This is a genomic window from Streptomyces carpinensis (assembly GCF_002154505.1).
GTDB lineage: Bacteria > Actinomycetota > Actinomycetes > Streptomycetales > Streptomycetaceae > Streptomyces > Streptomyces carpinensis.
In genome coordinates this window covers 956-1,358 of sequence record NZ_MUBM01000408.1, presented here as the reverse complement: position 1 = coordinate 1,358, position 403 = coordinate 956, and the positions used below count along the sequence as shown (strand labels likewise).

The following is a 403-nucleotide window of genomic DNA, read 5'->3' as shown; positions in this document are numbered from 1 at the left end:
CCGACCTCGGAGCGCAGGATGCCCTTGGCGCTCTCCAGACCGGCGGCGGCGGCCTTGCGCTCCTCGTCGTCCCCGTAGACCGTGTAGAAGACGGTCGCCTCCCGCAGGTCACCCGTGACCCGGGTGTCCGTGATGGTGACGTGCGAGCCGAGCCGCGGGTCCTTGATCCCGCGCTGCAGCTTCTGGGCCACCACCTCTCGGATGAGGTCCGCCAGCCTTTTCGCCCGCGCGTTGTCGGCCACTGGTCCGTCTCCCGTTCTTTCTTCTTCTGCGTTCTGTCATGTGGTGCGGTGTGCTGCCGGTCCGCCCGGTCCGTCCGGGGGCCGTCTCAGTCGTCCTCGCCGTGGAAGCGGCGCCTGACGGACAGCAGTTCCACCTCGGGGCGGCCGGCGACCAGCCGCTC

At 70.2% G+C, this 403-nt stretch carries 1 protein-coding gene and 1 pseudogene; both read right to left on the bottom strand.

Annotated elements, in window-relative coordinates:
* Window positions 1–242, bottom strand: a 242-nt coding sequence (gene rbfA / locus BZY54_RS40775) for a 30S ribosome-binding factor RbfA (protein WP_086730413.1), incomplete at its 3' end; no start/stop codon positions are given.
* Between the two features lie 86 nt (window positions 243–328).
* Window positions 329–403: pseudogene (locus BZY54_RS40770) on the bottom strand (DUF503 domain-containing protein); the annotation flags it as partial.